A 25,293-nucleotide genomic window follows, 5' to 3' on the forward strand; every position below is an offset into this window, starting at 1 on the left:
TATCATGGCAAACTTCGTATTAAACGCAGCAGCACGTGAAGAAGCAGTACAAGGGAAAGGTGCGAGCCGCCGCCTTCGTCTTCAAAACAAAGTACCTGCAATCATCTACGGTGGCGAAGCTGCTCCTGTAGCTGTTACTCTTGAACTTCGTGAGCTTGTTAAAGCTTTAGAAAGCAACGCTTTCTTTGAAGAAGTTGTTGAAATCAACATCGACGGCAAAACTGAAAGCGTTAAAATCCAAGCGCTTCAACGTCACCCAGCTAAAAACACTCCAATGCACGCTGACTTCAAACGCGCATAAGTGTTAATGGTGTAAATTAGTGTCAAATATTTCACTGATTGTAGGTTTGGGCAACCCAGGTTCTGAGTATGCCCAAACCCGCCATAATGCAGGCTTCTGGTTCGTTGAACGCCTTGCAGATCAATATGGCATTTCCCTCAAAAAAGACCCAAAATTCAATGGATTTAGCGGTCGAGGCAATATCGAAGGTCAAGACGTCCGTCTACTTCTTCCTACAACATTCATGAACCTTTCTGGTAAAAGTGTTGTTCCCTTTGCCAAATTCTATAACATCGCCCCTGAGTCAATCCTGATCGCACATGATGAACTGGATATGAATCCAGGAATCATTCGCCTGAAAACTGGCGGTGGTCACGGTGGTCACAATGGTTTACGCGATATCGTGCCGCACATCGGTCCAAACTTCCATCGCTTACGTATCGGTATTGGTCACCCAGGTTCTAAAGAACGCGTGTCCGGTCATGTGCTTAGTAAAGCACCGAGCAGTGAGCAGACTTTAATGGATGATGCGATTGTACATGCCATGAATCGCATCAAGATGCTGGTCAATGGTGAAGTACAACAGGCGATGAACCAAATCAATGCCTATAAACCAAACTGATCATTCTATAAATTGTTGAACAATCCTTCTTGCCATCTTGCGTATTTCAGAGCAAAATGCGGTTGCTTGATTGTTCACAATATATCAAGTTAGATTGATTTAACCATAAGATTAAACTCTTAGGTCCACCAAGGAGACGCTACATGCTATCTCGTTTATTAAAAGCTAAAATCCACCGTTGTGTCGTAACACAAGCAGAATTACATTATGAAGGTTCTTGTGCTATTGACGGTATTCTTCTGGATTTGGCAGGCATCCGCGAATATGAAGAAATTCATATGTGGAACGTGACGAATGGTAAGCGTTTTACCACTTATGCAATCCGCGGTGAAGAAGGTTCAGGCATCATTTCTGTAAATGGTGGCGCTGCGTTGCAAGCAGATGTCGGTGATCTGATGATTATCGCGACTTTCGGTGATTTCACTGAAGCTGAAGCCAATGCCCACAAACCACGCCTTGTCTATGCAAATCCAGACAACACTGTGAACCACACAGCGAACTGTATTCCTGTGCAAGTGGCTTAAGCCCAAGATTCTAAAAAGCTCGCAATGATGCGGGCTTTTTTATTGAAAAATACTTCTAAAAATAGATCTTGATTAACTGCCCTGCACCCAGTCATTTTGGCTTTCACAATTTAAAGCTTGCAGATTTTGGTCAACCAGATCCGCCAATAGAACCTGTCCATTGTCTTTGACTTTAATCTCGGCATATTTTGCATTGCGATAACATGGCTCCAATCCTTCCGCAAACATAAAGCTGTTCGCTGCCGGATATAAATTGGCTAATCGATTGGAAGGATTTTTTAGCAGCAAACGCGCAGAAGTTTGCGGATGAGTTTTTAAAAGATTTTCATCCAGGCTGGTTTGAATCACACGACGCTGACGATCTAGCTGTACATAACTTAAAAGATGTGCCTGATCATGAATGCGCTTTTCTAAGGCTGCAATTTTCTTATCCGGTGAGCCATCCTCTTCTCCACGGTTGGCTTCAGCATCACCCTCGAAATGCAGCTCATAATTCAGTGCCATATAATCGCCTTGCAAGATTGAACGCGGATCAACCGGAGCAAGCTCGACAAAGATAGACTGGCTGTTCGCTAAATGATGTTCATGTTTCAAGATCAAACCCATAAAAATCAGCGTACTGAATCCAGCCAGAATCAGAGGAAAAAACTTTCTCATACTGTTTCCTCCTGACTAGGTCGAATGCTTACCTGCTTTAAGCCATAGACCATGAGCCAAACCATGAGACCGGAGATAAAAATCGTTAGGCTTTTTATAAGGAAACTCAGTCCCAGATTGTAATACAGCATCCATAACCACAAGATCAGCAATAAAATCGACAGGGCTTGAATCAGTCGTTGTTGATAGGCTACAGCCCACGCCATGAGCAGCATAATGATAAAAATTTCAAAATAGCCCAGCAGGATTAATAAAATCCCCAAGGCTGGAATCAGCCAGAGCCATTTTTCAGAAAATTGCTGCCAGTTTTGCCAAATCAAACTGAGCAACAATATGCTCGGAAGAATATAAAACAGCAGGATTTGGTCAAAGCTGATCTGTCCGATGCTCTGCCAGTGCTCTAATACAGTCACAGCCTGGATCACTGCTGAACCTGTCAGCATGGCGATGATCCAGAGAAAAATACTTTTTTGATAATTCGAAGATTGCCAATAACGAGCTGTCAGAAATAATCCGATAAAAATGACATAGTTCAGACTCAAAGTAAGCGTGATCACTATATCATCATGTTTAAAAGAATTCTCTAAGGCCAAAACTACAATTGCTAAGGCATGGGTAATTAGCAGCTGTAAGGTCAGAATAAACCAGTGCATCCGTGTAATCATAGTCAGAGCTAACATTATTAATTGCAACAGCCAGACTACCAATAGACTGTCGGTAAGCAGCTCCGTATGAATTAAAACCGCGACCTGACCACACACCCACAAACAATAGGCAAACTGACGCAGAAAAACTGAAGGCTGCTTACTGAGTAGCTTCCAGGCGATACCTATAAAGAGAATCCCCATTAAGATCGAAAATGCTTTCCAATAGGTTAGCAATAGAACTGCAAGAATAATTCCGGCAATCCAGGCACCGAGTGCCAAAGGAATCACAGAAAATCTGGTTTGTGGAAAAATTCTTTTTAAAGCAAAACTGATTGCAGCAAACCAGCCAAAAACTAGCACAGCCAGCACAAATAGTCCTGCAGCAGAATTGGCCAATTGCTCTTCAACCTGTTCAAACATCCATAAGCTCAAACTGGCAGCCAAACCTGCAATAAGAAGAATGGTTTCTAGCGCCTGATGTTTTTTATAAAAATAAAATGCGGCACCTGCCGGTAAAACAATGGAAGAAGCTAAATAGATCAGCTTAAAATGATGGGTAAACTGTATCATGCTGCTGATCGAAATCACGCTCATTAATGCGATAAACAAAAAACGTAGTAGCGGATAATAGCGCATGGCATAGGCAAAGCTAAATGCTGTCAGCACATTTAGACCGAGTAAATACAGCCCTTCTGCACTGCCCATCCAGAAGCTTTGTTTAAAATACAGATACAGCGTCAGCTGGCTCACGACGCAAAGCATAACAAAAATGCCAATATTGGAGCGATAAAGCCATGGTAAAAGCAATGCTGACCAGAGTAAGAATAATAGATAACTATCTGCACCAGTTTGATATGTCTGCCCAATTACCGCCAGACTTAAACCCAGCATGAGACCAGATACCGTATCCAGACTCTGTCTGACCCATTCCTGCTGGTTTAAGTAGACACTTGCTGCAGCACTACACAGTAAAATCAGCATCGGGATTACCAGCTGAACCGGATCCGGCAGCATCCACCAATTCGCTGCAATTAAATACAAAAGACTGACTGTGATGAGTGCTAACCCTAAGACTTTTAAATAACGTAGCACTTCTGCGTTGCAGAACAGTAACGGCGAAAATTGATTGTTTTGAATCAGCTTAGTTTTATGCATTGTTAGAATGATTGAAGGATTTCTAGTCTTCTTCACACCATAGCATGTTTCCAGTATTTTGCTAAAAACCTGGGCAAATCAGATTATCTGTTTTGCTTATCTAAAATTCTGCAAATTACTTTCCATTTCAACCATCCCATCTTTTTAAAATCAGGACTATAATGAACCCACATCGCTTCAGGGCGGGGTGTGATTCCCCACCGGTGGTAATTTCAGGCTTTTAGAATAAGGCTTGAATCAGCCCACGAGCGGTCAATTTCGATTGATCTGCAGATCTGGTGCAAATCCAGAGCCGACGGTATAGTCCGGATGAAAGAAGACGAAAGCAGCACCAAGGCTGTATGCTATGCATACACCTGTTTTGCCATAAGCCTATTTTCTACCATGTCCTGAAATGTTCAATCGTACTTTTACTTTAGGTGAGCATTTCAATGTCAAGTTTGATTCAACCCGAAATTTTCTTTTCTGCTTTAGCCCCTGCTGAACAACGTATCCTTCAGGCACTCGAAGATCTCCGCCAAGGCAAACCTGTTTTGGTCATGGATGATTTTGATCGTGAAAATGAGGCTGATCTGATTGTTGCCGCAGAGACCTTAACCATCGAAACCATGGCACGTATGATTCGTGATGGTTCCGGTATCGTTTGCCTATGCCTGACTGATGAGCTGGCAAATCATTTAGAGTTGCCACCAATGGTGCAAGATAACTCTAGCCAATTTAAAACTGCCTTTACTGTAAGCATTGAAGCAGCAGAAGGTGTGACCACCGGTGTTTCTGCCAAAGACCGCACGACTACGATTAAGGCTGCAATTAAAGACGGCGCAGTCGCCAGTGATCTGCATCGTCCTGGTCATGTATTCCCGCTACGTGCCCGCGAAGGTGGTGTATTGACCCGTCGTGGTCATACGGAAGGCACTATTGATCTTGCGCGTCTGGCTGGTTTAAAGCCTGCCGGGGTGCTATGTGAGCTGACCAATCCGGATGGCACCATGGCTTCTGGTATTCAGGTTCTTTCCTATGCGCAGACCCATCATCTGACCGTCATTACTATTGATGAACTGGTACAGTATCGCCAGCAGCACAATGTCTGAAGTTTAAAAATAAAAAATCCCGGCATTTAGTCCGGGATTTCTTTGTGCTTGATATGTTAGCTGATTTAAATGAAGACAGAGTAAATCCCATACAGTGCAACCGATAATAAGATCAAGCCACATAAGCCCAGTAAATGCGGATAAAACTGAGACCGGGATAATCGCTGAAAACCCAGATAGACCAATGATAGCGTTAGAAAATCCAGAACAATCCAGCTGATTGTAAGAATGATCAGGCTTAAATCCAGATTTGGTGTAATACCAATAAACTGCGGGAAAAATGCCGCAAAGAAAATAATATCCTTAGGATTAGAAATACCCACCAGAAAACCGGTACGAAAGCCACCCTGTACTGGCTGCAGGCATTGAGGTCCAGTTGAACCCCTCCCTTGCCAGACTTCCCTGCAAATCTGAATTCCCAGCCAGGCAATATACAGACAGCCAAGCAGCTTAATGCCATTCAGCCAGTTCTCGTTAACAACCAATAAGCCTTTTAAACTGAGAATGGATAAGCTAATCAGAACCAGTGAGGCAAAGTTAGTCCCGAAAATAGTCTGCAAGGCATGCTTGTAGCCACCTTTGAGTCCAGCACTGGCAACCAGCAACACCACTGGTCCTGGCGTCGCGATCATGATCACCACCGCCAGACAGTACAGCAGATACTCGGTAATATTCACCTAACCCCTCCTCGTCTAAATATCAAGTATAAAAAAAGAGGACCTATTCGTCCTCTTCTTCCATCTGAATCAGATGCTGGCTGATCCCATCGGCACGCAAGAATGCCAGATCATAACTGGCCTTCGCCAATGCCAATACCCGACGTTCAAACTCATCCCAAAGCGGACGCACCTGTTTGTAATGAATGCCTAGGCCACTCTCATCAGTAAAATGCCGGTTCTTTTCACAGAGTTTTAATGCATGGTAAAGCTTACGGCCTTTACTTGCATCACCACGCAACCGCACTCGCTTGGACAATACAAATTTTTCGACATGGGCCACATCCGCCAGAGGCAGCATTGGTACCAATATTTGATCAAGTTGGGCATCCAGACGTTGCCATACTGCATTATGCTGTTCAGCTGTATAGGTATTCCACTGAATCACTTCATGGTTAAAACGGCGACAACCGCGACATACCGCATCACCAAATACGGTCGAGCAACGCCCTGCACATGGGGTTAAAGATGCAATACGACGATCTGAACTCAAAACTTACTCCAACATTGCTGATCACTTCAGCATAGGCAGGTCTGCAATAATACCGGGTCGGGCAAGACTATACACGCTCTCCCCCATGAATTGAAGTCCCTATAAATGCTATGGGTTTTACTCGCATAATCATGCAAATCACGCTAAAATGTGCGCCTTTCAAATATCATGCTACGTTGGAGTATTCCATGAACGCTACTGTAGAACAGCTTGCACCTGTAGAACAGCAAGCGACGACTGGTTGGGTTGTTGCCGCACTTTATCAATTCAAAGAAGTTCAAGACCCTGCAGGTCTTCAGCAACGTCTTCTTGATTTGGTAAAAACCATCGACCTTTGCGGTACTCTAATTGTGGCAGGCGAAGGCATCAACGGTACCGTTGCAGGTAACCGTGAAGCCATCGACAAAGTGCATCAATTCCTTCTAGACGAAGGCTTCAACGAAATGGAATACAAAGAGTCTCATAGCTCTGACAAGCCATTCCGTAAAATGAAGATCAAACTGAAAAAAGAAATTGTAACCTTAGGCGTAGAAGTAAAACCACGTGATTTAGTGGGTCACTATCTTGATCCTAAAGAATGGAATGAGCTAATTGCGCGTGATGACGTGATTCTGGTCGATACCCGTAATGACTACGAATACAAAGCCGGTACGTTTAAGGGTGCGATTGACCCGAAAACTGAAACTTTCCGCGAATTCCCAGACTATGTAAAACAAAATCTGGAACAGCACAAAGACAAGAAAATTGCCATGTTCTGTACTGGCGGGATCCGCTGTGAAAAATCAACCTCTTTACTTCTTCAAGAAGGCTTCACTGAAGTTTATCACCTGAAAGGTGGTATTTTAAAATACCTGGAAGAAACACCACCTGAAGAAAGCATGTGGGAAGGTGAATGTTTCGTATTTGATGGTCGTACTGCCGTGACTCATGGTATGGAAGAAGGTCAAAATACCAAATGTCACGCATGTGGCTGGCCACTAACACCTGAAGAAGTAGCATTACCAAGCTATGAACACGGTGTGTCTTGTGTGTACTGTATTGACAAAACAACTGAGAAGCAAAAAGAAGGCTTCCGTATGCGTCAGTCACAAATCCTGGCTGCAAAACGTAAACGTTTATAATGTGTAGAATGTAACTAGATGTATAAAAGCCCTCATTTGAGGGCTTTTTTTTACACAAACTTCACAATCGAAATAAAAATCTCAACACGCTTTTACCAAGAATCCCGTTTAAAAAGAAAAAGTCTTGATAATCTATATGCAGTAATCATTTTCAACCTAAGTGTTTAATTATTAAATATATTTTTTATATGAAAAGGAACACAAAATGGCAAAGTCCTACGCAAAATATGAAGATAATATTGTTCATTTTCAACGCAAGGAGCAGGTAAAAGTACAGCAGACTGCTGAAATCATGGACCAGCTGGAACATGAATCACATCTTTTTATTGTTGTGCTGGGAACTGTTATTGGTGCAATCCTGGCGTTATTTATTGGCTATCACATTAATACTGGCATCGTGCAATTTTTACTATTAAGCATATTGCCAGTATCAAGTGCTTATCTGTTGCGTCGAGTTTATATCTATACACTCACGCATAGCTAATATGAGTCATGTACAGTTTTTCTACTTATCTACTTTACCCATTCTGGAATACTCCGTAGGATAAAAGCAGGATTTTCAATCAACTGCTGCTTATGAATCTGACTGACTGGATTATTTCTATTATGGAACAGCTGGGCTATTGGGGTATTGCCCTGCTCATGTTCCTTGACAATGTCTTCCCTCCTATTCCCTCTGAAATCATTATGCCATCTGCAGGCTATTCCGCTTCCCAGGGTCAATTAGTGCTGGTCGGCGTGATCATTGCGGGTTGCATCGGTTCTCTGCTGGCTGCCGCCCTACTTTACTGGATTGGTTATAAATTCAGTCATGAATCGATTTTCAGATTTGTCGACCGCTATGGCAAATATCTGTTTATTAAGTCTGATGATGTAAAAAAATCATTGCAATGGTTCGAGCAGTACGGTCACCGCATTGTTTTTGCTGGGCGTATGATCCCCGCAGTGCGCTCCCTGATTAGTATTCCTGCCGGAATGAGTCATATGCCCTTCTGGAAATTCATGTTCTATAGCAGCTTAGGAACCATCATCTGGACGACTTTCCTGGCCTGTGTCGGATTTTATTTCGGTGAGAATCAGGACTTGATGCATCAGATTTTTAGCAAGGTCAGTTACATCATTATTGCAATTGTAGTGATTCTTATCGGCTGGGTTCTATACCGTAGACAGCAACGTAAAAATCGTCCATCCTGAGCATATGTCCTGTTAAGGAGGCCAGAACGATGTCGCATTATCTTAAATATTTTGCAGCCATTTATCTTGCCTTGCTGGTTTTGGTCGGCATGATTGTGTACTGGTTAAACTTAGGTGCCATTATTTTCATTCCTGCATTAATTGCAGCTGCATTCTTAAGTGCCCGGCATTTTGTGCATAAGGAACTACGTGTCCCTGACGCAAAGGAAAAAAATACCTTGGTCTGGGGCTCTACCATTATTGCCATGAGCCTGGGCTTTATTTTTATCTTTGTAATGATCTGGCTGCATCCTTATACCGAGGAAATCCTGCGCCGAATGAACTATACAGGCCGAGGCCCGAATTCATTTATTGTTGCCGCCTTGATTGCCTTGCATGCTGCCCTTTTTCATGTCGCCTATCATGGCTATACCCGCTATAGCTTAACTAAACTGCCAAAGAAACACGCTTAATTTCAATATAATTCAACTCAAGTCACGTGATCCTTCCATGCTTCACGTGACATTCATCGTATTGTTTTAATTTATCTTGCTGAATATTCAAGCAAATTATTAGAATAAACAACTTGTTGAAACAGTATTCCCCATTTTTCAACCATACAAGCAACAACAATAAGAACACTATATTCGAGATAAGAATGATGATTAAAAAATATTTGAGTTATTTCACCATAGTTTATCTGGTCGCGATTCTGATTGTCGCTGGCTTAAATATGTTGATTGACCTACCTGGTAGCAGCACTGCCATTCCTGCATTATTTGGTGCAGGTGCAGCGGCAGCAATTAAATTTGTTCAGGATCACCAGCGCCTGCCAAGTGCTACAGAAAAAAAACAGTTAATTGGGGGCTGTCTGGGCATTAGCGTGCTGATTGGCTTGATCTTATCGCTGTCAATATTGGGTATTTCAGAGCAACGGGAAATTATCCTGGGTATGCTGGAATCTTTACCTGTTGGTATCTGGGTGATCGTATTGCTGGTAGGCTTGGCAATTCAGTATGTCGTCCTTGCCTTATGTTTCGGCTGGATGAGTAAAAGCGCCCTGAAAGGTCTGCAAGCTAAAAAGCAGGCTAAGGAATAGCTGCTCCGCTCAAAACTATAGATTATAAAACGTAGAGATAAAAAGCAGATATAAAAAAAGCACCCGGAGGTGCTTTTTTCATTAGGGAGAATTAATCTGGTGTGTGATACATCAGGTACAATTCGTTCAGGTTTTCTGGAATCTCTTCCGCAAGCTCGTCCATTAACTGGCCGTTACGACGGAAAGTTTCCATTTGTGGGTCTTCTTCATCAATCCCGCTGAAGACCATGATTGGCAGGGTTAAATCTACCAGTTGTTCTTCAAATTCTTCTGCAAACCATGCTTCTTCGTTCAGGAACATGGCATCAACAAAGCCCACGCTCCAGTCACCAAGACTTGATTCGGTATCTGCTTCCTCGATTTCAAACGGGAAAGTGATGCCTTCTTCATTGGCCAAGCTTTGACGGATAGACTCCAGCCATACTTTAACCTGTTCGATGATTGCTGCTGGAACTTTTTTCTGATTGTTATCAAAAAGCTCATCCAGCCATCTGTCAAACTGCGGACCTACTGCAATCGCACACAGGAAACCGTGAGTTGCCGCGAAATCCAGACCATACTCATTTTGGTCGCCATCCAGATAGTCACTCAACAGGTCTAAATCTAAAGCACTCATCTAATATCCAAACTTAGAAATTCCGAAAGGCCTAGCATAGCATTTATTCAGGCCATGCTAAATCCGAATTGCTTAATCTTCATCGTCGAAGTCATCGTCATCGTCGAAGTCGTAGTCAAAATCTTTGAGTTCGCGCTCGAGGCGGCGTTGAGTCAACAGGTCATCAATCAGACGACGTTTTTCCAACGACTCTTTTGCGCTGAGCTTGCTGGAAGCCTCATCGAAGCTAACATCATCATCACCGTAGTTATCATCTAGTTCAAAATCTGTAGAAGACACTAAAACTACCTCATTGTGAAAAATGTAAAGGGTCCTAGGCGCTATTTATCTTGCCTAAAAATACTTGTCAAGTTTTATTTAAATTTTAGTATCTTAAATTTGTAAATAGGGCTTTTTTTCTACGTACATTGTGTGGCATGATATAATCCACCCTGCGTCCTTATATTTTTTGACTATATATTTTTGGTCAAATACAGATACGCCGGGGGCTGGACTTGAAAATAACAAATTCATCCCCATCTTAAATTACTGAATTTCATTTTAAATATTTTATCAGACAGCCTTAACGCTGAATACTCTGATGAAATATGTAGGCTATTCACTAAATTTAATGAGCTTAAGTCGTGCATAGTTGTACGATTTTTTTACTGTCACAGATTCAACGAAGAGTAAGCAAAGATGAGCGATATGACTTCCCCTACTTCGCAAGTAGCGGCTCTGATTAGCCGAGGCAAAGAACAAGGTTATTTAACCTTCGCTGAGGTTAACGATCATCTCCCGGACTCAATCACAGAAAGTGAACAGATTGAAGATATCATTCAAATGCTGAATGACGTCGGCATTCCGGTACATGATCGCGCGCCTGAATCTGATGATGCGATGTTCGAGGATACTGCAGAAGCTGCCGATGAAGTTGCAGAAGAAGAAGCTGCAGCAGTACTTGCATCTGTAGAAAATGAGCCAGGTCGTACAACTGACCCTGTACGCATGTATATGCGTGAAATGGGTACCGTTGAACTTTTAACGCGTGAAGGCGAAATTAGCATTGCCAAACGTATTGAAGAAGGTATTCGTGACGTTCTTCACTCAATTGCTTACTGGCCAAATGCCGTAGAAGTTGTACTCCAAGAATACAAAGATTATGAAGCTGGCGAACGCCGCCTGGCTGACCTTCTTTCAGGTTATTTAGATCCTGAAACTGATGATGACATTCCAGAAGTACTGGAAGAAGTCGCTGAGATCGAAGAAGACAAAGAAGCAACTACCAAGTCAGCCAAAGATGTAAAACTGGATGATGAGGAAGAGGATGAAGAGTCTGACAGTGATGATGACTCTGAAGGTGACTCAGGTCCAGATCCAGAAATTGCCAAAGTACGTTTTGCTGAACTGTCAGATGCCTGGATCAACACCAAAGCAGTAATTGAAAAGCATGGCCGCAATAGCAAAGAAGCAGAAGAAGCGCTGCAAGCTTTAGCAACTGTGTTCATGATGTTCAAGTTCACACCGCGTCTGTTCGATATCATTTCTGAAATGATTCGTGGTACACACGACCAGATCCGTGGTGCAGAACGTGAAATAATGCGTTATGCAGTTCGTCGTGGCCGTATGGACCGTACCCAGTTCCGTACTTCTTTCCCGGGTCAGGAATCTAATCCAGCCTGGTTAGATGAGCAAATTGCGAAAGCGCCTGCTGATCAAAAAGGCTATCTGGAAAAAGTACGTCCTGACGTATTGGCATTCCAGCAAAAGATTGCCGACATTGAAAAAGATCTTGATCTTAAAGTTCGTGATATCAAGGATATCGCCAAACGTATGGCTGTGGGTGAAGCGAAAGCACGCCGTGCCAAGAAAGAAATGGTTGAAGCGAACTTACGTCTGGTAATTTCGATTGCGAAAAAATATACCAACCGTGGCTTGCAGTTCCTGGATCTGATTCAGGAAGGTAACATCGGTCTGATGAAAGCGGTTGATAAGTTTGAATACCGTCGTGGTTACAAGTTCTCGACTTATGCCACCTGGTGGATTCGTCAGGCGATTACCCGTTCAATCGCGGATCAGGCACGTACCATCCGTATTCCAGTACACATGATCGAAACCATTAACAAGATCAACCGTGTATCTCGTCAATTGCTTCAGGAAATGGGTCGTGAACCGACTCCGGAAGAACTGGGCGAACGTCTGGAAATGGACGAAGTCAAGGTTCGTAAAGTACTGAAAATCGCCAAAGAACCGATTTCGATGGAAACACCGATCGGTGATGATGAAGATTCGCATTTGGGTGACTTCATTGAAGACAGCAACATCACTTCTCCGGTGGATGCTGCAACTTCAGAAGGCCTGAAAGAAGCGACTCGTGAAGTATTAGAGAATCTGACTGAACGTGAAGCGAAAGTCCTGAAAATGCGTTTCGGTATCGATATGCCAACGGATCATACCTTGGAAGAAGTAGGTAAGCAGTTCGACGTAACTCGTGAGCGTATCCGTCAGATTGAAGCGAAAGCCTTACGTAAGCTACGTCACCCTTCCCGCTCTGAACACCTGCGTTCATTCCTGGAAAATGACTAAGATTTGATACAATTGATGGAGACTTGAAATTCACTCGACAGTCTCCATTTATGTATCCAGACAGACCCAAACGCCTGCACTCATGCAGGCGTTTCGAATAGGGGGACTACATGTTAGACCGTACACCATCTCGCGAACTACAAGAACATCTTTGGGTTTTCCCTATGGACTACCCGATCAAGCTCATTGGCCTTGCTGGTGAAGAGCTGCTGAATGCTGTAGTTGAGATTTTTAGCAAACACTTTCCTGACTTTGAAGGTGACAGTGTAACGATTACACCATCTCGTACAGGTAAATATCATTCGATTACTGCGCAGCTCCGTTTCCTTGAGCTTGAACAGGTGCATGCTGTTTATGCTGATCTGGCTGCTTGCCCATTGATCAAAACTGCGCTTTAAGACAGCTCAGGCCGCAATAAGAAACACGCTTTAGGGCGTGTTTTTTTTATAACTGTGAATTGGTAATTGAGAATTACTGTGAATCACTCCCCCATCCCGGTCTGAAATCATTATAATTATTGGCAGTATTTTTCAATCTTTCCAAGGACGCACACTGTGACTGATGCGGTTCAAAAACCCTGCCTGATTATTCGTCAATATAATGACCTGACTCCCTATGAAGACCGCTTTCTGGAAATGAAAGCCCTGACTGAAAACCGTGATGAAAACACCCCGGATGAGTTGTGGATTTTGCAGCACCATGATGTCCTGACTCAGGGCCAGGCCGGCAAGCCGGAACATATTCTGATGTCATCCAATATCCCGGTCATTCAGACCGATCGCGGTGGTCAAGTGACCTGGCATGGTCCGGGCCAGTTGGTGGCGTATTTTATGTTTGACCTGAACCGTCTTGGCTGGAATGTCCGTACACTGGTGTCTTATGCCGAAAACCTGATGATTGAACTACTCAAGAAGCATGCTATTGAAGCCTATGCCAAACCGGATGCACCAGGTGTATATGTCAATGAACGCAAGATCGGTTCTCTCGGCTTCAAGATTCGCAAAGGTCGCAGCTATCATGGGCTTGCCTTGAATATTGACTGTGACCTGACAGGTTTCCACACCATCAATCCATGTGGCTATGCAGGACTGGAAATGGTCCGCATTAACGACTTGGTCAGCAACCCGCCAAAATTTGCTGACTTGTGTGTCGAAATTATTGAAACTTTAACCCACAGCGGTTACTTTAAGGACGTTAGCGTCGAGCAAAGATAAAGCCTTTGCATTTCAATAATAAATAAATTAGAGTAATTACTCTAAACCAATAATATTTCAGGTAGGGATCATCACGTGATTGCAACTAAATCCGTTAAACCTGCTTTGCAACAAGCCTATGTCAAACTCATGATGGATGTGATTGGCAGAGGCTTGGTCATGGCAAGCCAGGTCGATGAGGAAATCAAAAAGGAAGTTGCCCAGTTTCCGGCGAATTTCAGTCTTTCCATGAAAGTATTCCCCCACGGCCCGGCATTTATTGCCCGGGTTACTGAAGATAAGCAACTAGAACTCGTAAAGTCCATGGACACTGCGCCTGACCTTACGATTACCTTTAAGCATCTGCATCATGCCTTTTTGGTATTTTCTTTCCAGGAAAGTACCTCGCAGGCCTTTGCCCATGACCGCATGATTGCCGATGGTGATATTTCTTATGCCATCCGTCTGGTACGTTGCCTGAATAAAATGGAATCCTTGATTTTGCCGAAACTGGTCGCGCAACTGGCAGTAAAAGAATATCCAAGCAATCTCAGCCTGAAAGAAAAATTAACTGAAGCAAGCAGCATCTATTTAAAAATTGCTCAATCTTATTTGAAACGGAGTGCCTAACATGACCAAGCCTTATTATGAATTTTTCTGTCCAGTCAAGGTCATTGCCGGTCATGCTGCTCTCGAACATATTCCGTTTGAACTCTCGACTTTAGGTGCTAAACGTCCACTTATCATTACCGATAAAGGTGTACGTGCCAATAACCTGCTTGCACCGATTGAAGCTGCTTTTGAATCGACGGATGCAGAGATTGCAGCGATTTTTGATGATGTCCCACCCGATTCGAGCTTAGGTACAGTACGTCGTGCTGCACAGCTATATCGTGACAATAACTGCGATGCGATTATTGCCATCGGTGGCGGTTCAGTCATCGACACCTCGAAAGCGACCAATATTCTGGTATCTGAAGGTGGCGATGACTTACTCAAATATTCTGGTGCGCATAACCTGCCAAAGCCGTTAAAACCATTTTTCGTGATTCCGACGACTTCAGGTACAGGCTCTGAAGTGACTATGGTTGCCGTGGTGTCAGATACTGAAAAGAACCTGAAAATGCCGTTCGCGTCTTATTACCTGATGCCGCATGCTGCGATTCTTGATCCACGTATGACCCAAACCCTGCCACCACATTTAACCGCAATGACAGCAATGGACGCAATGACGCATGCGGTTGAAGCCTATACCTGTATGGCAGCCAATCCAATTTCTGACGCCTACGCCACAGCAGCAGTGAAGAAAGTCAGCGATAACCTGTTTAAGGTGCTGGATAATCCGTCTGATGCTCAAGGTCGTCTGGAACTGGCGCAAGCTTCTACCATGGCTGGGATCGCTTTCTCGAACTCAATGGTTGGACTTGTACATTCCCTTGGTCATGCGCTCGGTGCGGTGGCTCATTTGCCGCATGGTCTTTGTATGAACCTGTTCCTGCCTTATGTGCTGGAATACAACAAGGACGTCAATGGTGGCAAGATTGCAGAGCTACTTCTACCACTGGCTGGTCCAGATATCTATGCCCAAACCCCTGGTCATCTGCGTGCCAATAAAGCGATTGCGACCATTCAAGCGATGCGTGACCGTATTTATACTCTGACTAAATTACCACGCACATTAAGTGAAACAGGTAAGGTTTCTGAGGCACAACTAGATGAAGTTGCCGAGAAAGCATTAAATGATGGTTCCATCATTTATAACCCGAGAGAAGCCACACTAGAAGATTTGAAAACCATCTTAAAAAAAGCTTGGTAATTCCTGAAAAATAAGCGAATATAGCGAAAATTTAGAGCCTGATGTTTTTTTAAGCATCGGGCTTTTATCTTGCATGAAATGTGCCAAAATTATCATTCATGATAATTTTGGCACATTTCATGCTGTAATTATCTCAAAAAAATTGCTAGCAAAAATGTTCATTCTAGAGTAGATTGGCGCGCTTTTGCTTAATTTGTAGGGGGGATCGTTCGTCTCAAACGATCCTTATAAATATGACTGATCCTTGATCAACGATTAAGAGGATAACGCCGTTGACAAATTTCTCTGGGACTCAATCGGCAGCTAAACTGCAAAAAACGCTGGGACTCTGGCACATCATTATTATCGGTTTAGCTTATATTCAACCCATGACCTTGTTTGATACTTTTGGTCTGGTATCTGAAGAAAGTAACTTCCACGTTCCTACCTCTTACATTTTTGCATTGATTGCAATTTTGTTAACCTCTTTGAGCTATGGTCATATGATTCGTCGCTACCCTTCTTCGGGTTCGGCTTATACCTATGCACAAAAATCAATTCACCCGAACGTGGGTTTCATGGTGGGATGGTCATCTTGGCTCGATTATTTATTGTCGCCAATGGTCAACATCATTCTTGCAGTCATTTACTTAGAAGCTCTGTTCCCTGATGTGAATCACTGGGTTTGGGTGATTGTGCTTACTGCATTTATGACCGGAATCAACTTACGTGGTGCGCGTTTTGTTGCTAACTTCAACAGTATGATCGTATTCGTGCAGTTGCTTGTGATTGCAGTATTTACCTGGATGGTCTATACCAAGTTACAAGCTGGCTTTAATGCCGATGGCCCGATCACAGCTGAGCAACGCTATCAGCTCTGGAGTTTAGAGCCATTCTGGAATGAGTTAACATCGGTGGGTGCATTAATTACAGGTGCAACCTTACTGTGCTTCTCATTCACCGGTTTTGACTCACTAAGCTCACTTGCAGAAGAAACCAAGGATACTGAGAAAACTTTACCTAAAGCGATTTTCTTGACCGCTTTAATTGCAGGTATCATTTTCATTATCAGTACCTACTTCATGCAGATTTACTTCCCGAACAATCCAGGTTCATATTTCGAGAATATTGCTGAAACTCAGCCTGAAATTTTGATGCTGGTGGGTGGTTCATTATTCCAAGCCTATGTACTCGGTTTTGCAATCATTACCGTAATGGCATCAGGGATCTCTGCACATGCCGGTGTATCGCGTTTGATGTACGTGATGGGTCGTGATGGCGTAATCAACAAGAAAATCTTTGGTCATATCAGTCCGAGAAACTACACACCTTCTTATAATATTATGATTGTCGGTGCTGTAGCTTTAACTGCTGGTTTCATGGACCTAGACTTTGTTATTTCATTGATCAGTTTTGGTGCCTTGACTGCATTCAGTTTTGTAAACCTTTCAGTAATTTCACGTTATGCATTACGTGATGGCCGTACCAAGTCAGCCAAAGAGATTCTGAACTTTGTGGTGGTGCCACTTGCAGGTTTCATTGCGGTATTTGCTTTATGGCTCGAAGTAGATCAAACTTCGCTTAAATACGGTCTGATTTGGGCATTTGGCGGTATCTTGTACTTAGGTTATAAAACCAAAGGCTTCAAGCACCCTGCTCCTCAGCACGATGAATTTGACGGTCAATAATATCGATCTAATTCAAATAAAAAAGGCGCTTAGTGCGCCTTTTTTATTTCTGATTAATTTATTTCTTAGTTCAGTTCAACATCATTTTAGACGACAGTTAAAGCCCATGCGGGTATCGACAATATTGTCTTTATAACCCAGCCGCTCGATAAAGAGATTACGATTTTTTAAAACATCCTGACTTTCAGGACTCAAGCGTGCCTTGTTCTGTACAGCCAGACCATAAGTTTCATTGACCACCCCCTGGAAGATATTACACACTTCCTGACGCTTGGGTTGATTCAGGATCCGTCCGCGCCAACTCCATTCAAAATCATCTTTGGTGAGGGTTTTACCCCAGGCTTCAATACGGTCATTCAGTTGCTGCTGCATCTTTGCCATACCCTGCCTGATTTCCTCCTGACTGAGTGGTTTTAGTTCTTCTACTGGCTGTTGTGGTTCTTCCTGTGCCTGAACGGATATATTGAGCAGCAGTAAAGCTGCACAACTTGCTGTGGTCCACCCCTTGTTCAAGTTCTTTTCCTTATTCTATGTTCTCAATTATTTATACCGAAGATCAGCCCAATGACCAACCCATGCACAAGCCATATTACATAAATCAAAAAAAGCCGCCAATTGGCAGCTTTCCTTAAAAAATAAATACGAATTAAAGCGTTTTAAATTCCTGCTGACGCCAAGCTTCGTACACAATCACTGCTGTCGCATTGGACAGGTTCAGACTACGTGAATTCTCAGCCATCGGCAAACGGATCCAGTGTTCTTTCGGGAACATCATACGCACATTTTCTGGCAGACCACGTGTTTCTGGTCCCATCAGTAAGGCTACAGGACGATTTAAGTCCGAGGTATGTGGCGTTTCAGAACCTTTAGTCGTCAATGGATAGACTGCATCTGTGCCAATGCCTTTAGAAGCCAAATCTGTCAGACACTCTTCAATATTTTCCCAGATTTGCATATGGGCATATTCATGATAATCTAGACCTGCACGTTTTAGCTTCTTGTCATCCAGTTCAAAACCCAGAGGCTTGACCAAATGCAACTGTGCTCCCGTATTTGCACATAGGCGAATAATATTACCTGTATTGGCAGGAATTTCAGGCTCATATAAAACAACATGGATCACAGCTTTTCTCTACTTTGGGGAGTCAAGTGGTCGTTTACGACCACTTAAGTTTTTCACGTAAACGCACCACTTCACCAATAATGGTCAAGGTTGGTGCCTGAATATGGTGCTCAGATACTTTAGATGCAATATCCTGGAGCGAACCGACTACCACTTTTTGCTCAGGTGTAGTGCCTTTAGATACCAAAGCCACCGGCATATCTGGACGTTGACCGTGAGCAATCAGTTGCGCACAGATCTTTTCCAGTCCAACTAAGCCCATATACAGCACTAAAGTCTGGTTTTCATAGACCAGTTCACTCCAAGGCAGCTCAGGTGAGCCTTCTTTTAAATGACCTGTCAGGAAACGCACACTTTGCGCATAATCACGATGCGTCAGTGGAATACCGGCATAGGCTGAACAGCCAGAAGCTGCGGTAATACCGGGAACAACCTGGAAAGCCACACCCGCAGCGAACAGTTCTTCAATCTCTTCACCACCACGCCCGAAAATAAACGGATCACCACCTTTCAGACGACAGACCCGCTTACCTTCACTCGCGTATTTCACCAGCAAAGCATTGATCCCTTCTTGTGGTACAGCATGGTTAGATCGCGCCTTACCGACGTAGATCTTCTCCGCATCACGACGACAAAGTTCCATGATTGGTGCAGAGACCAGACGGTCATAAATCACCACATCTGCCTGTTGCATCAGGCGTAAGGCTTTTATTGTTAATAGCTCTGGATCACCCGGACCTGCGCCAACGAGATAAACCTCACCTTTCGGCTTTTGCCATTCATTTAAAGCTTGCTCGATCAGGCGATCTGCTTCTGCGATATTGTCGTTAAACACCTGTTCTTTCAGCGGGCTGGCATATAAGTCTTCCCAGAAAATACGGCGTTCATCCGGATTAGCAATTTTGGCTTTAACAGCACTACGCCATTTACCAGAAAATTTAGCCAGTTTGCCCATACCATGCGGAATAGTGGTTTCTAGCTGGGTACGAATCTGACGGGACAGTACCGGTGAGGTACCGTTACTGGCTACAGAAACAACCAGCGGTGAACGGTCAATAATCGCCGGCACCATAAAGCGGCAATGCGGTGGATCATCTACACTATTTACCAACACATTTTCAGCTTCACAGGCATCAAAGACCTGACGGTTGACTTCAGCTTCATCAGTCGCTGCAATCACCAGACGGTAAGAACGTAATGGAATTTCAGAATTGAAAGGTGCCTGAACATATTGACCAGCAGTTGCTAGAACAATCTCAAGCAAACCCGCCTCAATTTCAGGTGCAATTACCGAGATAACTGCACCTGCTTTCTGTAGCAATACCGCTTTTCGGTACGCAATATGTCCACCACCGACAATCAGACAGGGTTGCTGCTGCAACTTTAACGAGATTGGGAAAATATCCACGAAAAGCCTCAAATATTTAGATCTGACTGTCTAAGCAATTTTCATGCACATTTTGGTGCACACACCGATATTTAGTCGATGTAAGTTGCACCCCCCATGTACGGACGCAATACTTCAGGGATCTCAATTGAACCATCAGCACGTTGGTAATTTTCCATGACTGCAAGCAAAGTACGACCCACTGCCAGACCTGAACCATTCAAGGTATGCACGAATTCAGTTTTCTTCTGGTCAGCACGGTAGCGCGCTTTCATACGGCGTGCCTGGAAATCACCCATGTTTGAACATGAAGAGATTTCACGATAAGTGTTTTGGCTTGGCACCCAAACTTCAAGATCATAAGTTTTGGTTGAACCAAAGCCCATGTCACCGCCACACAAAATAATCTTACGGTATGGCAGGCCTAAAGCTTGTAAGATACCTTCTGCATGACCAGTTAAGTCTTCCAGCGCCCGCATAGAATCTTCAGGTTTTACGATCTGAACCATTTCAACTTTATCAAACTGATGCTGACGGATCAGACCACGGGTATCACGGCCATAAGAACCCGCTTCACTACGGAAACATGGCGTATGTGCAGCATATTTTAGCGGCAGACGGTCGGCATCAATGATTTCATCACGCACGAAGTTCGTTACTGGCACTTCAGCCGTTGGAATCAAATAGAATTCTTTTTCGCCTTGCAGCTTGAACAAGTCTTCTTCGAATTTTGGTAACTGACCCGTACCACGTAGAGAATCAGCATTCACCAGATACGGCACATAGGCTTCGGTATAACCATTCTTAGTGGTATGCGTGTCCAGCATAAACTGAGTGATGGCACGTTGCAGACGTGCTAAAGGACCTTTAAGAACGCTGAAACGTGAACCAGTCAATTTGGTCGCAGTTTCAAATTCCAGACCGCCCATCATTTCACCCAGGTCAGTATGGTCTTTGATTTCAAAATCAAATTCACGTGGTGTACCCCATTTCAGGATTTCCACGTTGTCAGATTCATCCTTACCTTCAGGAACAGATTCATCTGGCAAGTTAGGAATAGACAGGGATTTTTCTTCAAGTTCAGCTTGCAGTTCAGCCAGTGCTGCTTCTGCTGCTTTAATTTCATCGCCAATCGCTGACATGCGTGCCATGATTTCAGAGGCATCACCACCAGCTTTTTTGATTTGGCCAACTTGTTTCGCACCCGCATTACGCTCAGCTTGTAGCGATTCAGTTTTGGACTGAATTTCTTTACGGCGAGCTTCAAGGGAGGCCCACTCTTCGACATTCAGTTGAACACCACGTTTTGCCAAGGCTAAATTTACAGCCTCAATATTATTTCTGAGTAATTTCGGGTCGATCATAGCCAATCTTTAGATAAGAAAAAAACTGGCTATAGTGTAAGCTCTTAACGGCAAAAAATACAGTGACCTGGTGGATGGCTGCGCCTTATTAGCACAATATTTAAGGGGTTGTTTTTGGCAATACTGATAAATATTCAGGTCGGATGATCTCGCTTAATGCCGTATAAGGCACTTTTAATTCCGCCATGGCACTTGTCGACTTGCTCAACTCACCTGCTGGATAGACCAGCACCAAGCCTTGACTGTCAAAATAATAATTGTCACTTAACCCCAATTGCTTTGATGTGACTTGTGCACGATCCAGCCAGTCTTGGTTTTCTCGATATAAAGCCTGTATTAGCTTTTCTTCAGTATTGCCCCGCATAATTTGATAAAGAGCCAAACGTTTCTTTTGCTTGAGGTCCAGATTGACATATTCAATATGAGATTGTGGCTGTGCTGCGCGTTCAGGCTGATGAACAGTTTTAAATATAAAAGTCGCCAGATGACCATACTGATTCAAATAGCTGACCTGAATGGAACGCTGCTCAAAAAATTTCGGCTGATCCTTTGCTTTATGACTGGTTACTTTGTTAAAGACAACTGGCTCGGTACGCTGGATACGCTCGATAAAATACTGATCAATCCAGCTTATATTGGTATCCACGGTTTGCAGATCAAAACGCACACACGCTTCCGCTTCGCACACAATCTCATTAGAACCTTTAACCGGAATAGTTTTAGACTGTATTTGCCCTGCTTCTTCTGTTTGCGCTGATGCATTGACTGAAGACGTTTGAGGCTGGCAGGCAAACAGCCCGACATTCAGACATAAAATACAGACGATCCAGCCTGTTTTAAATGAAGTTATTTTCATCCTAAGCACCTGAAATTTTGCGATTTCATTGACTTAACTTTTGTTTATTTTAAAACGCCCGAATCTCCAGATATATGCGAACCTTGTAATGTCTCCACATCCATCTCGATCATTGGCAATAAAAAAGCAACCCGGAGGTTGCTTTTTTATTGAGCTGATATTGATACTTATTGATCAATAATGTCTGTTCCTTTAGGCGGTGTGAAATTAAAGGTCGATGCCGGAATACTGGCATTCACTTTCACATTGCTAAAGTTGATATAAGTGGTTTGACCCAAGGAATCTTCCAGAATCATCAGACTTGGTGCCTTATTCGCGCCAAAGCTGATGGTCAGGCTTTCAAACACGCCATCACTAGCTTTTGGATACAGCTTATAATAAGTCTTGCCTTTATTTGGCTGAGTCACACGATAAGACTGCATGATCTGGTTGGTATTGCCAGAGAGCAATAATGCTGGTGTATTGGAGACCTGTTCATCCAGGTTCTGACGGACCGCTTGCTGCAAGTCTGGGTCATAAATCCAGACGGTTTTGCCAGTTGTGGCAATTGTCTGTTTTGAAGGTGCCGTGGTTTCCCAATAGAATTTACCCGGACGCTGCACTTTCATCACACCACGAAAGGTCTGGTTCATGTGCTGGGCGCTCAAACCTTTTTTCTGAGTCGCTTTAGGATTGGTAATCTTGGTACTTTGCTCAAAGTTTGCCGTTAAGCTACGGATATTACTCAGCTGTTTAACCAGATTCGCAGTGGCTTGCTGCTCCGTCGCTGCCGCAGGTGCGGCAAACACAGTTGTACTCATCACCGGGGCAATTGTTGCGGCACCTAAGGTAATCGCACAGACGGTTTTACGAAGCATATTCATATTCTCACCTTTTTGTATTTGCATATCGCTATTTATCTAATGACTCATCTTAAACGAATTTCAAAAACTAAGATGATAGAAAATAAGAAGTTTTGTATTGTTATTAATGCAAAATCCCTGCTTTTGTTCATCATGATGAAGATGGTTGCTTATTCTCCAGCCATATTTTCAAACTGACTCATCAATCTTCAAGCATAAAAAAACCCACAGAATCTGTGGGTTTTTTTCTATTTCAGCAGATTATGCTTCAACAGATACGTAGCGACGACCGAATTGGCCTTTCACTTCGAATTTTACTACGCCATCAGCAGTAGCAAATAAAGTATGGTCACGGCCCATACCTACGTTAACACCAGCGTGGAATTCAGTACCACGTTGACGAACGATGATGTTACCTGCAGTTACAGTTTGACCACCGTAAACTTTAACACCTAACATCTTAGGATTCGAATCACGACCGTTCTTAGTCGAACCACCGGCTTTTTTAGTTGCCATGTCTCATTACTCCTAGTAATTAGCCTGAAATGCTAGTAATTTTCAACTCGGTGAACCATTGACGGTGACCTTGTTGTTTACGGTAGTGCTTACGACGACGCATTTTGATGATGCGGATTTTGTCGTGACGACCATGGCTAACTACTTCTGCAGTTACTTTAGCGCCAGCTACCACTGGAGCACCGATTTGAATGCTTTCACCGTTTACAAGCATCAACACGTCATCAAAAGTAACAGTTGCGCCAGTTTCAGCTTTCAATAATTCAACTTTAAGGGTTTCGCCCTCAACTACACGGTGCTGTTTACCACCGCTTTGGATTACTGCGTACATAATGTACTCCAAATATGCCCGTGTCGTCGTGCCGATAAAGGGATATACCGGTCTTAAAACGTACGCCACTGGGGGTTATACAAGGGCAAAGATTTTAAGGGATATTCGAATAAACAACAAGCCATTTTATAGAAATATTGATGAAGACATTTATCCATCTCTTTGAGATTATGCTAATTTTAGTAAAATCAGACACTCATGCAATTTTTTGCTACAAAAATCAACAGAGCCGGACGGCTATTTTTAAGTAGTATACTGAGCCACAAATTTCGGAATACATGATCCGTAGAGGTAAATCGATCAAGTACAGTCAGCCACCTGAAATCGGCTGGATGGAGTATATTCATCATAAAAAGCTGATTTTTAGTGGAGTTTGTACGTTTCTTATGTTTCATGGATGTTATAAATTGTTAAACTACCAACTTGAGATTTACCAAACTAGAGGTTTCCTTTCACATGACCATCGACTTTAAGCAAGATATTCTCGCTCCTGTGGCACACGACTTTGCTGCGATGGACACATTCATTAATGAAGGGATTACTTCAAAAGTTGCCTTAGTCATGGCAGTCAGCAAGCATGTGGTTGAAGCCGGTGGCAAGCGTATGCGCCCGATTATGTGCTTACTTGCCGCTAAAGCCTGTGGCGCAGATGATCTGGAGCAGTCTCGTAAACTTGCAGCGATTATTGAAATGCTGCATACCGCCACGTTAGTACATGATGACGTCGTAGATGAGTCTGGCCTGCGCCGTGGCCGTCCAACTGCCAATGCAACCTGGAATAACCAGACTGCCGTACTGGTTGGTGACTTCCTGATCTCACGTGCCTTTGACCTGCTGGTTGATCTCAACAATATGGTATTACTCAAGGACTTCTCAACCGGTACCTGTGAAATTGCCGAGGGTGAAGTGTTGCAGTTGCAATCTCAACATCAGCCTGAAACGACTGAAGAAACGTATTTAAATATTATTCATGGCAAGACATCTCGCCTGTTCGAGCTGGCGACTGAAGGTGCTGCCATCCTGACTGGCAAAGAAGAGTTCCGTGCACCGCTACGAACTTTTGCCGGTCACTTCGGGAATGCTTTCCAGATCATTGACGATATTCTGGATTACACCTCAGATGCAGAAACACTGGGCAAGAACATCGGGGATGACCTGATGGAAGGTAAACCAACCTTGCCATTGATTGCTGCACTGAAAAATACCTCTGGGGATGACTTCGAGATTGTGCGTAAGAGCATTGCAACAGGCGGTACTGACCACCTTGAACAGGTGATTCGTATTGTCAACGCATCCGGTGCTCTGGATTACTGCCGTCAGCGTGCGACTGAAGAAACCGAAGCTGCGATCGCGGCACTGGATCTACTTCCGGATTCGGAATACCGTCAGGCGCTGATTAACCTGGCCAAACTTGCACTTCATCGCATCCAATAGATATC

At 43.6% G+C, this 25,293-nt stretch carries 30 protein-coding genes and 1 riboswitch; of the genes, 16 read left to right on the forward strand and 14 right to left on the reverse strand.

The genetic code is table 11. The features are described from left to right. Positions 1–4 precede the first annotated feature (4 nt). The 3 genes from rplY to panD all read left to right on the forward strand — a co-directional run bounded on the left by rplY (position 5) and on the right by panD (position 1,426). The gene (gene rplY, locus IHE35_RS10535; RefSeq protein ID WP_004891957.1) at positions 5–301 is read left to right on the forward strand and encodes a 50S ribosomal protein L25; all 297 of its coding nucleotides are present in this window, start codon (positions 5–7) and stop codon (positions 299–301) included. Between the two features lie 19 nt (positions 302–320). After that, positions 321–902: an aminoacyl-tRNA hydrolase gene (gene pth, locus IHE35_RS10540; RefSeq protein WP_242787325.1), complete on the forward strand. Its 582-nt coding sequence runs from the start codon at positions 321–323 to the stop codon at positions 900–902. Positions 903–1,045: 143 nt separating this feature from the next. After that, the gene (gene panD / locus IHE35_RS10545; RefSeq protein ID WP_099338479.1) at positions 1,046–1,426 is read left to right on the forward strand and encodes an aspartate 1-decarboxylase; all 381 of its coding nucleotides are present in this window, start codon (positions 1,046–1,048) and stop codon (positions 1,424–1,426) included. 72 nt (positions 1,427–1,498) lie between these two features. Here the strand turns inward: panD and IHE35_RS10550 are convergent, their stop codons facing one another. Next, the gene (locus tag IHE35_RS10550) at positions 1,499–2,083 is read right to left on the reverse strand and encodes a GDYXXLXY domain-containing protein (RefSeq protein WP_242787326.1); all 585 of its coding nucleotides are present in this window, start codon (positions 2,081–2,083) and stop codon (positions 1,499–1,501) included. Further along, the gene (locus IHE35_RS10555) at positions 2,080–3,885 is read right to left on the reverse strand and encodes a DUF2157 domain-containing protein (protein ID WP_242787327.1); all 1,806 of its coding nucleotides are present in this window, start codon (positions 3,883–3,885) and stop codon (positions 2,080–2,082) included. The genes IHE35_RS10550 and IHE35_RS10555 overlap by 4 nt, the downstream gene beginning before the upstream one ends. A gap of 170 nt (positions 3,886–4,055) precedes the next feature. Continuing rightward, positions 4,056–4,210: riboswitch (FMN riboswitch) on the forward strand. A 106-nt stretch (positions 4,211–4,316) separates the two neighbouring features. Between IHE35_RS10555 and ribB the strand changes: the two genes are divergently transcribed. Beyond that, positions 4,317–4,976 carry a 3,4-dihydroxy-2-butanone-4-phosphate synthase gene (gene ribB / locus IHE35_RS10560; RefSeq protein WP_242787328.1) on the forward strand — a complete coding sequence of 220 codons (660 nt, stop codon included), beginning with the start codon at positions 4,317–4,319 and terminating at the stop codon, positions 4,974–4,976. A gap of 65 nt (positions 4,977–5,041) precedes the next feature. Here ribB and IHE35_RS10565 read toward each other — a convergent pair whose 3' ends face one another. Further along, positions 5,042–5,653: a LysE family translocator gene (locus IHE35_RS10565; protein WP_242787329.1), complete on the reverse strand. Its 612-nt coding sequence runs from the start codon at positions 5,651–5,653 to the stop codon at positions 5,042–5,044. A 43-nt stretch (positions 5,654–5,696) separates the two neighbouring features. Further along, a complete protein-coding gene (locus tag IHE35_RS10570; RefSeq protein WP_242787330.1) occupies positions 5,697–6,185 on the reverse strand; it encodes a DUF1289 domain-containing protein in 489 nt (162 codons plus the stop codon). A gap of 188 nt (positions 6,186–6,373) precedes the next feature. Here IHE35_RS10570 and IHE35_RS10575 point away from each other — a divergent pair, with 188 nt between their 5' ends. The 5 genes from IHE35_RS10575 to IHE35_RS10595 all read left to right on the forward strand — a co-directional run bounded on the left by IHE35_RS10575 (position 6,374) and on the right by IHE35_RS10595 (position 9,578). Beyond that, the gene (locus IHE35_RS10575) at positions 6,374–7,306 is read left to right on the forward strand and encodes a rhodanese-related sulfurtransferase (RefSeq protein ID WP_242787331.1); all 933 of its coding nucleotides are present in this window, start codon (positions 6,374–6,376) and stop codon (positions 7,304–7,306) included. 205 nt (positions 7,307–7,511) lie between these two features. Continuing rightward, on the forward strand, positions 7,512–7,790 hold the full coding sequence (locus tag IHE35_RS10580) for an FUSC family protein (protein ID WP_242787332.1): 279 nt from the start codon (positions 7,512–7,514) through the stop codon (positions 7,788–7,790). A 92-nt stretch (positions 7,791–7,882) separates the two neighbouring features. Further along, positions 7,883–8,500: a DedA family protein gene (locus tag IHE35_RS10585; RefSeq protein WP_242787333.1), complete on the forward strand. Its 618-nt coding sequence runs from the start codon at positions 7,883–7,885 to the stop codon at positions 8,498–8,500. A 29-nt stretch (positions 8,501–8,529) separates the two neighbouring features. After that, positions 8,530–8,952 carry an ABZJ_00895 family protein gene (locus IHE35_RS10590; protein WP_242787334.1) on the forward strand — a complete coding sequence of 141 codons (423 nt, stop codon included), beginning with the start codon at positions 8,530–8,532 and terminating at the stop codon, positions 8,950–8,952. A gap of 185 nt (positions 8,953–9,137) precedes the next feature. Further along, the gene (locus tag IHE35_RS10595) at positions 9,138–9,578 is read left to right on the forward strand and encodes an ABZJ_00895 family protein (RefSeq protein ID WP_242787336.1); all 441 of its coding nucleotides are present in this window, start codon (positions 9,138–9,140) and stop codon (positions 9,576–9,578) included. A gap of 91 nt (positions 9,579–9,669) precedes the next feature. Here the strand turns inward: IHE35_RS10595 and IHE35_RS10600 are convergent, their stop codons facing one another. After that, entirely contained in the window at positions 9,670–10,194 is a 525-nt protein-coding gene (locus tag IHE35_RS10600) for a YecA family protein (protein WP_004814890.1), read from the reverse strand. A gap of 72 nt (positions 10,195–10,266) precedes the next feature. Next, positions 10,267–10,473 carry a hypothetical protein gene (locus IHE35_RS10605; RefSeq protein WP_004814888.1) on the reverse strand — a complete coding sequence of 69 codons (207 nt, stop codon included), beginning with the start codon at positions 10,471–10,473 and terminating at the stop codon, positions 10,267–10,269. 399 nt (positions 10,474–10,872) lie between these two features. On the opposite strand from IHE35_RS10605, the gene rpoD reads away from it, so the two are divergent. The 6 genes from rpoD (at position 10,873) to IHE35_RS10635 (ending at position 17,435) form a co-directional block, all read left to right on the forward strand. After that, a complete protein-coding gene (rpoD, locus tag IHE35_RS10610) occupies positions 10,873–12,759 on the forward strand; it encodes an RNA polymerase sigma factor RpoD (protein ID WP_242787337.1) in 1,887 nt (628 codons plus the stop codon). A gap of 110 nt (positions 12,760–12,869) precedes the next feature. Beyond that, positions 12,870–13,157, forward strand: a complete 288-nt coding sequence (locus IHE35_RS10615) for a DUF493 domain-containing protein (protein WP_180184736.1) — start codon at positions 12,870–12,872, stop codon at positions 13,155–13,157. A gap of 156 nt (positions 13,158–13,313) precedes the next feature. Beyond that, entirely contained in the window at positions 13,314–13,973 is a 660-nt protein-coding gene (lipB, locus tag IHE35_RS10620) for a lipoyl(octanoyl) transferase LipB (RefSeq protein ID WP_242787339.1), read from the forward strand. Positions 13,974–14,048: 75 nt separating this feature from the next. Next, on the forward strand, positions 14,049–14,582 hold the full coding sequence (locus tag IHE35_RS10625) for a hypothetical protein (protein WP_242787341.1): 534 nt from the start codon (positions 14,049–14,051) through the stop codon (positions 14,580–14,582). A gap of 1 nt (position 14,583) precedes the next feature. Next, the gene (locus IHE35_RS10630; RefSeq protein WP_242787342.1) at positions 14,584–15,768 is read left to right on the forward strand and encodes an iron-containing alcohol dehydrogenase; all 1,185 of its coding nucleotides are present in this window, start codon (positions 14,584–14,586) and stop codon (positions 15,766–15,768) included. Positions 15,769–16,040: 272 nt separating this feature from the next. Next, complete coding sequence (locus tag IHE35_RS10635; RefSeq protein WP_242787344.1) at positions 16,041–17,435, forward strand: APC family permease; 1,395 nt, start codon at positions 16,041–16,043, stop codon at positions 17,433–17,435. An 81-nt stretch (positions 17,436–17,516) separates the two neighbouring features. Here IHE35_RS10635 and IHE35_RS10640 read toward each other — a convergent pair whose 3' ends face one another. The 8 genes from IHE35_RS10640 to rplU form a co-directional block, all read right to left on the reverse strand. Then, on the reverse strand, positions 17,517–17,948 hold the full coding sequence (locus IHE35_RS10640) for a hypothetical protein (protein WP_242787346.1): 432 nt from the start codon (positions 17,946–17,948) through the stop codon (positions 17,517–17,519). 133 nt (positions 17,949–18,081) lie between these two features. After that, positions 18,082–18,558 carry a tRNA (cytidine(34)-2'-O)-methyltransferase gene (locus tag IHE35_RS10645; RefSeq protein WP_242787347.1) on the reverse strand — a complete coding sequence of 159 codons (477 nt, stop codon included), beginning with the start codon at positions 18,556–18,558 and terminating at the stop codon, positions 18,082–18,084. Positions 18,559–18,592: 34 nt separating this feature from the next. Continuing rightward, the gene (gene cysG, locus IHE35_RS10650) at positions 18,593–19,966 is read right to left on the reverse strand and encodes a siroheme synthase CysG (RefSeq protein WP_242787348.1); all 1,374 of its coding nucleotides are present in this window, start codon (positions 19,964–19,966) and stop codon (positions 18,593–18,595) included. 71 nt (positions 19,967–20,037) lie between these two features. Further along, entirely contained in the window at positions 20,038–21,309 is a 1,272-nt protein-coding gene (gene serS / locus IHE35_RS10655) for a serine--tRNA ligase (RefSeq protein ID WP_242787349.1), read from the reverse strand. A 100-nt stretch (positions 21,310–21,409) separates the two neighbouring features. Then, positions 21,410–22,165: a DUF3298 domain-containing protein gene (locus tag IHE35_RS10660; RefSeq protein WP_242787350.1), complete on the reverse strand. Its 756-nt coding sequence runs from the start codon at positions 22,163–22,165 to the stop codon at positions 21,410–21,412. A 167-nt stretch (positions 22,166–22,332) separates the two neighbouring features. Then, positions 22,333–23,028 carry an outer membrane lipoprotein chaperone LolA gene (gene lolA, locus IHE35_RS10665; RefSeq protein ID WP_242787351.1) on the reverse strand — a complete coding sequence of 232 codons (696 nt, stop codon included), beginning with the start codon at positions 23,026–23,028 and terminating at the stop codon, positions 22,333–22,335. A gap of 240 nt (positions 23,029–23,268) precedes the next feature. After that, positions 23,269–23,523, reverse strand: a complete 255-nt coding sequence (gene rpmA / locus IHE35_RS10670; RefSeq protein WP_004814861.1) for a 50S ribosomal protein L27 — start codon at positions 23,521–23,523, stop codon at positions 23,269–23,271. Positions 23,524–23,542: 19 nt separating this feature from the next. Beyond that, positions 23,543–23,854, reverse strand: coding sequence for a 50S ribosomal protein L21 (gene rplU / locus IHE35_RS10675; RefSeq protein ID WP_004814860.1), 312 nt, complete (start codon positions 23,852–23,854; stop codon positions 23,543–23,545). A 456-nt stretch (positions 23,855–24,310) separates the two neighbouring features. Between rplU and sdsA the strand changes: the two genes are divergently transcribed. Further along, positions 24,311–25,288 carry an All-trans-nonaprenyl-diphosphate synthase gene (gene sdsA, locus IHE35_RS10680; RefSeq protein WP_242787352.1) on the forward strand — a complete coding sequence of 326 codons (978 nt, stop codon included), beginning with the start codon at positions 24,311–24,313 and terminating at the stop codon, positions 25,286–25,288. The last annotated feature ends 5 nt before the right edge of the window (positions 25,289–25,293 follow it).

Source organism: Acinetobacter sp. ASP199 (assembly GCF_022700675.1).
In the GTDB taxonomy this organism is placed as follows: Bacteria; Pseudomonadota; Gammaproteobacteria; order Pseudomonadales; family Moraxellaceae; genus Acinetobacter.

Bases quoted from the DNA above. Each gene is read 5' to 3' on its own strand.
- rplY (WP_004891957.1), top strand. From the start codon at position 5: ATGGCAAACTTCGTATTAAACGCAGCAGCACGTGAAGAAGCAGTACAA.
- panD (WP_099338479.1), top strand. From the start codon at position 1,046: ATGCTATCTCGTTTATTAAAAGCTAAAATCCACCGTTGTGTCGTAACA.
- IHE35_RS10550 (WP_242787326.1), bottom strand. From the start codon at position 2,083: ATGAGAAAGTTTTTTCCTCTGATTCTGGCTGGATTCAGTACGCTGATT.
- IHE35_RS10555 (WP_242787327.1), bottom strand. From the start codon at position 3,885: ATGCATAAAACTAAGCTGATTCAAAACAATCAATTTTCGCCGTTACTG.
- ribB (WP_242787328.1), top strand. From the start codon at position 4,317: ATGTCAAGTTTGATTCAACCCGAAATTTTCTTTTCTGCTTTAGCCCCT.
- IHE35_RS10575 (WP_242787331.1), top strand. From the start codon at position 6,374: ATGAACGCTACTGTAGAACAGCTTGCACCTGTAGAACAGCAAGCGACG.
- IHE35_RS10580 (WP_242787332.1), top strand. From the start codon at position 7,512: ATGGCAAAGTCCTACGCAAAATATGAAGATAATATTGTTCATTTTCAA.
- IHE35_RS10585 (WP_242787333.1), top strand. From the start codon at position 7,883: ATGAATCTGACTGACTGGATTATTTCTATTATGGAACAGCTGGGCTAT.
- IHE35_RS10590 (WP_242787334.1), top strand. From the start codon at position 8,530: ATGTCGCATTATCTTAAATATTTTGCAGCCATTTATCTTGCCTTGCTG.
- IHE35_RS10595 (WP_242787336.1), top strand. From the start codon at position 9,138: ATGATGATTAAAAAATATTTGAGTTATTTCACCATAGTTTATCTGGTC.
- IHE35_RS10600 (WP_004814890.1), bottom strand. From the start codon at position 10,194: ATGAGTGCTTTAGATTTAGACCTGTTGAGTGACTATCTGGATGGCGAC.
- rpoD (WP_242787337.1), top strand. From the start codon at position 10,873: ATGAGCGATATGACTTCCCCTACTTCGCAAGTAGCGGCTCTGATTAGC.
- IHE35_RS10615 (WP_180184736.1), top strand. From the start codon at position 12,870: ATGTTAGACCGTACACCATCTCGCGAACTACAAGAACATCTTTGGGTT.
- IHE35_RS10630 (WP_242787342.1), top strand. From the start codon at position 14,584: ATGACCAAGCCTTATTATGAATTTTTCTGTCCAGTCAAGGTCATTGCC.
- serS (WP_242787349.1), bottom strand. From the start codon at position 21,309: ATGATCGACCCGAAATTACTCAGAAATAATATTGAGGCTGTAAATTTA.
- IHE35_RS10660 (WP_242787350.1), bottom strand. From the start codon at position 22,165: ATGAAAATAACTTCATTTAAAACAGGCTGGATCGTCTGTATTTTATGT.
- lolA (WP_242787351.1), bottom strand. From the start codon at position 23,028: ATGAATATGCTTCGTAAAACCGTCTGTGCGATTACCTTAGGTGCCGCA.
- rpmA (WP_004814861.1), bottom strand. From the start codon at position 23,523: ATGGCAACTAAAAAAGCCGGTGGTTCGACTAAGAACGGTCGTGATTCG.
- rplU (WP_004814860.1), bottom strand. From the start codon at position 23,854: ATGTACGCAGTAATCCAAAGCGGTGGTAAACAGCACCGTGTAGTTGAG.
- sdsA (WP_242787352.1), top strand. From the start codon at position 24,311: ATGACCATCGACTTTAAGCAAGATATTCTCGCTCCTGTGGCACACGAC.